This is a genomic window from Methylocystis sp. (assembly GCF_021731785.1).
Taxonomy (GTDB): domain Bacteria; phylum Pseudomonadota; class Alphaproteobacteria; order Rhizobiales; family Beijerinckiaceae; genus Methylocystis.
The window spans coordinates 1-4,715 of record NZ_JAKFWS010000073.1 but is presented as its reverse complement, the minus strand read 5'-3'; the positions used below and the strand labels follow the sequence as shown (position 1 = coordinate 4,715).

Here is a 4,715-nt window from a genome sequence, read left to right as displayed (position 1 = left end):
CGTCATCGTCCGGCTCGACCGCAGAACCCTTGTCTGGACCAATGTCACCAGACATCCGACAGCGGAATGGATTGCGCGTCAGATTACAGGGGCTTTCCCGTGGGATGAGGCTCCGCGCTATCTCATCCGCGATCGGGATGGCGTCTTTGGCCCCGTCGTCACGCGTCGACTACGCGCCATGGGCATACGAGACAAGCCGATTGCCCCTGCGTCGCCCTGGCAGAACGCCTTCGCCGAACGGTTGATCGGGTCGATCCGCCGCGAGTGCGTCGACCATCTCATCGTTCTTGGCGAGCGGCATCTGCGTCGGATTCTGCGATGCTACGCTCATTATTACAACGACGTGAGAACGCATCGGTCGTTAAACAAGGATGCGCCGATCTCTCGCGCCGTTCAGCGCATTGGAAACATAAAATCACACGCTGTCCTCGGCGGACTGCATCACCATTACGTTCGGATATAGTTTTCGTTACACACAACTCATCGAGAAGCGGGCTGATGTGGCGCGGAAGTCTCATTCCTAGTTCGGCGCACCGCCTCTCTTATGAGCTGTTCTCGTTCCAGTTCTTCGAGTCGCTCGTTCGCGATGAACACTGGCTCCTGCGCCCGTTCTTTGGCCTCTTCCCTCTGTCCTTTGTCGATCCTGTCCAGGACGAGCAAAGTTATGCCGCCCAGCGAAACAGCTATAGAAGGAACGGGAAGGACAAGAACGCCGGGAACGCCTAACAATGAAAGCACTAACCCCGCGACAAACATCACATTGTCTGATGATTTTCGGGTTTCGTCGCGCAGTTGCTCGAGTTCCCTACGAGCTTTAAATTGTCTCTTCCAATAAGCTATTTCGGCTTCGAGGCCAGCGTCGGACAAGCCACTGACGGGATTACTGTTTCTAAATTCCCTAATGGCATCCGCACTATCGAGCGTTGGAAGGGGCATTTGTGGCCCTCCCGACAATTATTGCGGACGAGAACTGTCGTAATGCCTCTTTCGATCCCGGTCCACATTATCGAGAATATCGCGATACTCACGCTCTCGCTTGGCGCTCGCGCTCGCTTTGTAAGCGGACCACCCCGCCAAGCAAACAGCCAGCGCAGCCAAAGCTAAGCCGATCCAAACCCAGCTCATTGAACTCTGCACGTTTCCCAGCGCATAATTTGCAGCAAAGCCAATGCCCAGCGCGCTGACGGTCACGCCAATGACGGCACGCCACTGGGGCGAGAGATTAAACTGTAGCGCGGGCAACCTAATGCCAACGCCATGATCGACGTTTTGCTGAGACACAGTCTGCATTTCCATCCTCCCCAAAAAGCAAATGTAATAGCGAGCGAGCTAAATTCCATAAGAACAAGATACGAGCATCCAGAGCAAAGTCAAAAGGGCATCACGGCACTTCACATCCTCGACGGGAACTATTCTGACGTGCGCCAATCTCATCCGTCATCATCGCCGGCTTTGCGAGCGATTGGAGGAGATGCTTCAATGATCTCTCCGCATTGTGCAAGGATGGAGAGGAAGTTATGGGCGAGCACCCGACCCGCGCACGGGTATCTTTCTTATCTCTCGTCACCGGCGTTAGCCTGCTCACGCTCGGAACATGGATAAGACCGACTTGAGAGGGCATAGTGTTCGACGCCCTCGGAATGGCTTCTCTGGTCGCGCTTCTCTGGCTGTTCTAGCGGTGAAATTGCGCACGCTTTCAGGAGGACATCATGTCGAGAAGGATTTTGGCCGCTTCGATCTTCGCCGCCGGCGTTTTCATTGCCGGCGCGTCCCTCGGGCAAACGGCGCCTTCCGCTCCGGACTGCGCCGCCCGGGCAACGGGAAAGAAACTGCACGGCGCGGCGCTGAACAGCTTCATGAAAAAATGCGAGCGGGACGTGGCCACTGCTTCCTGCGAAGCCACGGCAGTCGAAAAAAAATTGCATGGCGCTGCGAAGACCAGCTTCACGAAGAAATGCATCAAGGACGCGACGGCGACTCCGAACACTCAATAATGCGCCGCGCGGCAAAGACTTCAACGCCCTCGCCGATGGGCTGGCCGGGAGGCTCGTAAAGCGCATCGCCGAAATCGAGGCGGGCGGGCAGGGGGGCGCGTGAATGAGCGGAGTATCTTCGGAGCGGCGCGCCGAGGCGGTCGCAATGTATGCCAAGTGCCAAGACGCTCGACTCGTCGCCGTCGCGTTCAACGTCCCTGACAAAACCGTCCACGCAATTATGCGCGAGGCGATGGCCGCGCCGTCATCGCCGGCAAAGGGGAAGGCCGAACGCGGTCCGGTCTTCCTGAAGGACGGCCGACGGGCTCGGACGTGGGGCGCTGTGGAGGTGATCCATCCAGTGTGGCCAAATTGGCCACACTCTCTGGCCCTCCTTCGTCATGCGGCGGGCCCGGACTGGCCGATCATCGCGGCTGTGTCGGCTGTGAGGCGGTCGAACCCCGTTTCGCCAAGTTGGCGACTCGGAAGTTCTTGTCCGCGCTTTAGCGTCGCTTCGCGCTTCGTCTCCGGGTGCAGCGCCTCATGCTCTTCCGCGACGCGTATCTGGCGCGCTTTATTGAAATCCAATCTGGTAGGATGGCGGCGCGAGCTTTGCCCGCTCTGCGGGTGTTTCTGGTCAACGGTGGGCCGCCGAAAGGAGCGGTCGGCTAGCACAGACGTCTGCTGCTTGGGCGTGCGCTCATGCACAGACAGCTCTAGCGCGAAAGATAAGCTGATTGGCTTTGCTCCCTTTCAAATTGGGAGAGCAGTCATGGTCAGGCGCATCGCCCTCATTGACATTGATCGCCCGGACGAGCCGCTGGAGGTCGAAGTCGATGAACTTCGAGATGCCATGATGGTTGTCGGCGTCCCTAACACGCAGGTGAAATTCTATTTGCAGCGCCGGAACGGATCGGGTTGTTTCGAGGGATCGCTCGGCGGCCGGTATTTTGTCTACGATCCGGCCAAGCCGGCAAAGGCCACGTAAGAGTCGGCTTTGTTAATGCTTCGCCTTCGGCCAGCGTCGATTACGCGACGACCGGCCGAACGGATGACGACTTTGCTGATCGAGTTGGATCGAAGGAGCGCTTGCAGAGGCAGTGGCGCAGACGCTCGTGTGAGCGCTGAGGTCGGTGGTGTTTAGGTGGTTTTTTGCTCATCTGGGCTATGGACCACAGTTTTGCACGTTGAACAGATGATGCGCGTTTCCTTGGAATGCCTTTCGCCAGGAACGACCTCGAATCCGGGGGTGCAAAAAAATACTACTCGCCCGGTGTCGCCTGTCTCATAGGGATGGTCTTCCTCTGAAAACGCAGCCACCCCCGTGGCCCCGCATCCAAGGCATTGAATATCGGATGTCCATCGTTCGCGATGTGCCACGCCTCAATATTGCACGGGCCAGAACGAGAATTCCAGCACCTGTCCCTATCGTAAACTCCATCCGGCTGGCGTGAGGCGGCGAATCGGACCATGCTGCCTCCCATGGGCTTTGACACGTTAAGCTGTTTTACTTGTCAAGCGCCTTAATCGGCCACCATGCGTCACAGGGAAATCAATGGCTTGCGCGAGCACCATTACGCCAAAATGCCCTCAAATCCGCCATTACTGACTTAACGTGTCAATGCCTTCGAAACTCGCCCGCCAACGCCTGAACCTTTAGGGCTCCGATGTGATAGGTGTGTTCATGGCGTTGCTTTCCTTCCGTGGAATCAGCACCCCGAGCCTACAGGCTCAAGGTGAGCAACGCCGCTCCTCCTATTTCAACATTCATCGGGACATCGCCGATTTTTTCCCCCATAAGGAACCTCTTGGATCGTGGAGCGCTAAGTAAGAGAGAACGCCGAGCACTCGACTCTTACCGAAAGGTGGCAATTAGTCCCAGGTATTTTTCCGCTGCCCGGCTACCAAAGGAAAATTGGCGGACAAAACGGGAGCCCTGAGATGACAATTGCTCGTATACTCGCCGCGAAGGGCGCTGATGTCTTCACTACGACTCCACAACGGACACTAAAAGAAATCGCGGCAGAGCTGATCGACCGTAGGGTCGGCGCTCTCGCGGTTTTGGATTCCAGCGGCGAAATTGTCGGTCTAGTCGCCGAACGCGATATTGTGGCCGCCCTTGCTAACCATGGAGCCGCAGCACTTGGGGACGAAGTGTCGCGCCACATGGCCAAGAATTTCAAGGTTGCGACCGAACACGACAGCGTCGTCTCCACGATGGATACTATGACGGTGAACCGCCGTCGCCACCTGCCGGTGCTGCGACAAGGCCGCTTGGTGGGGCTCGTCTCGATCGGGGACGTTGTAAAATATCACATCGATACGATGGAGGCCGAGCGTTTGGCTATGCAGCAATATATAGCGACGTCGTATTGACAGAGTCTTCACCCATCACAGCCATGCCTCGGGCCTGAACGTTCCGCATGACGAGGCGCCGGTGTGGGGCTTTGACACGTGAACAGTTATTGCTTGTCAATAGTGGCGGCCAGTCCTCAACTGCCGTCCGCGAAATCAATCGCTTGCGTTCGGCACCGCCAACCCGAAACGGCATCAAAAACGCCTATACTGAGTTAACGTGTCAATGCCGTTTCACCGTATTGGGAAGCGCGCTCCGGCAGCGGCTACGAAGGCAAGAAGGGACAGGCTGAAGAGGCTTTGATAGATTTTTAGGATGCGACCGCCGCTTATCTTTGTGCGGGACGCCACCCAGCTGCAGCGGCCTGCTCCTCGTTACAAAACCAG

Annotated in this window: 6 protein-coding genes; 4 read left to right on the top strand and 2 right to left on the bottom strand. The window is 57.1% G+C overall.

The genetic code is table 11. From position 1 onward, the window contains the following. Positions 1–463 (top strand): integrase core domain-containing protein (locus tag QZ964_RS13260; protein WP_292532134.1); only part of this gene is annotated, 463 nt, incomplete at its 5' end. 17 nt (positions 464–480) lie between these two features. Here QZ964_RS13260 and QZ964_RS13255 read toward each other — a convergent pair. Next, the gene (locus QZ964_RS13255) at positions 481–936 is read right to left on the bottom strand and encodes a hypothetical protein (protein WP_292532133.1); all 456 of its coding nucleotides are present in this window, start codon (positions 934–936) and stop codon (positions 481–483) included. An 18-nt stretch (positions 937–954) separates the two neighbouring features. Continuing rightward, on the bottom strand, positions 955–1,290 hold the full coding sequence (locus tag QZ964_RS13250) for a hypothetical protein (RefSeq protein ID WP_292532132.1): 336 nt from the start codon (positions 1,288–1,290) through the stop codon (positions 955–957). Positions 1,291–1,709: 419 nt separating this feature from the next. Between QZ964_RS13250 and QZ964_RS13245 the strand changes: the two genes are divergently transcribed. From QZ964_RS13245 to QZ964_RS13235, 3 genes are all read left to right on the top strand, one after another. Then, a complete protein-coding gene (locus QZ964_RS13245; RefSeq protein ID WP_292532131.1) occupies positions 1,710–1,994 on the top strand; it encodes a PsiF family protein in 285 nt (94 codons plus the stop codon). A gap of 751 nt (positions 1,995–2,745) precedes the next feature. Further along, positions 2,746–2,961, top strand: a complete 216-nt coding sequence (locus QZ964_RS13240) for a hypothetical protein (protein WP_292532130.1) — start codon at positions 2,746–2,748, stop codon at positions 2,959–2,961. Between the two features lie 953 nt (positions 2,962–3,914). Next, complete coding sequence (locus QZ964_RS13235; RefSeq protein WP_292532129.1) at positions 3,915–4,349, top strand: CBS domain-containing protein; 435 nt, start codon at positions 3,915–3,917, stop codon at positions 4,347–4,349. Positions 4,350–4,715 lie beyond the last annotated feature (366 nt).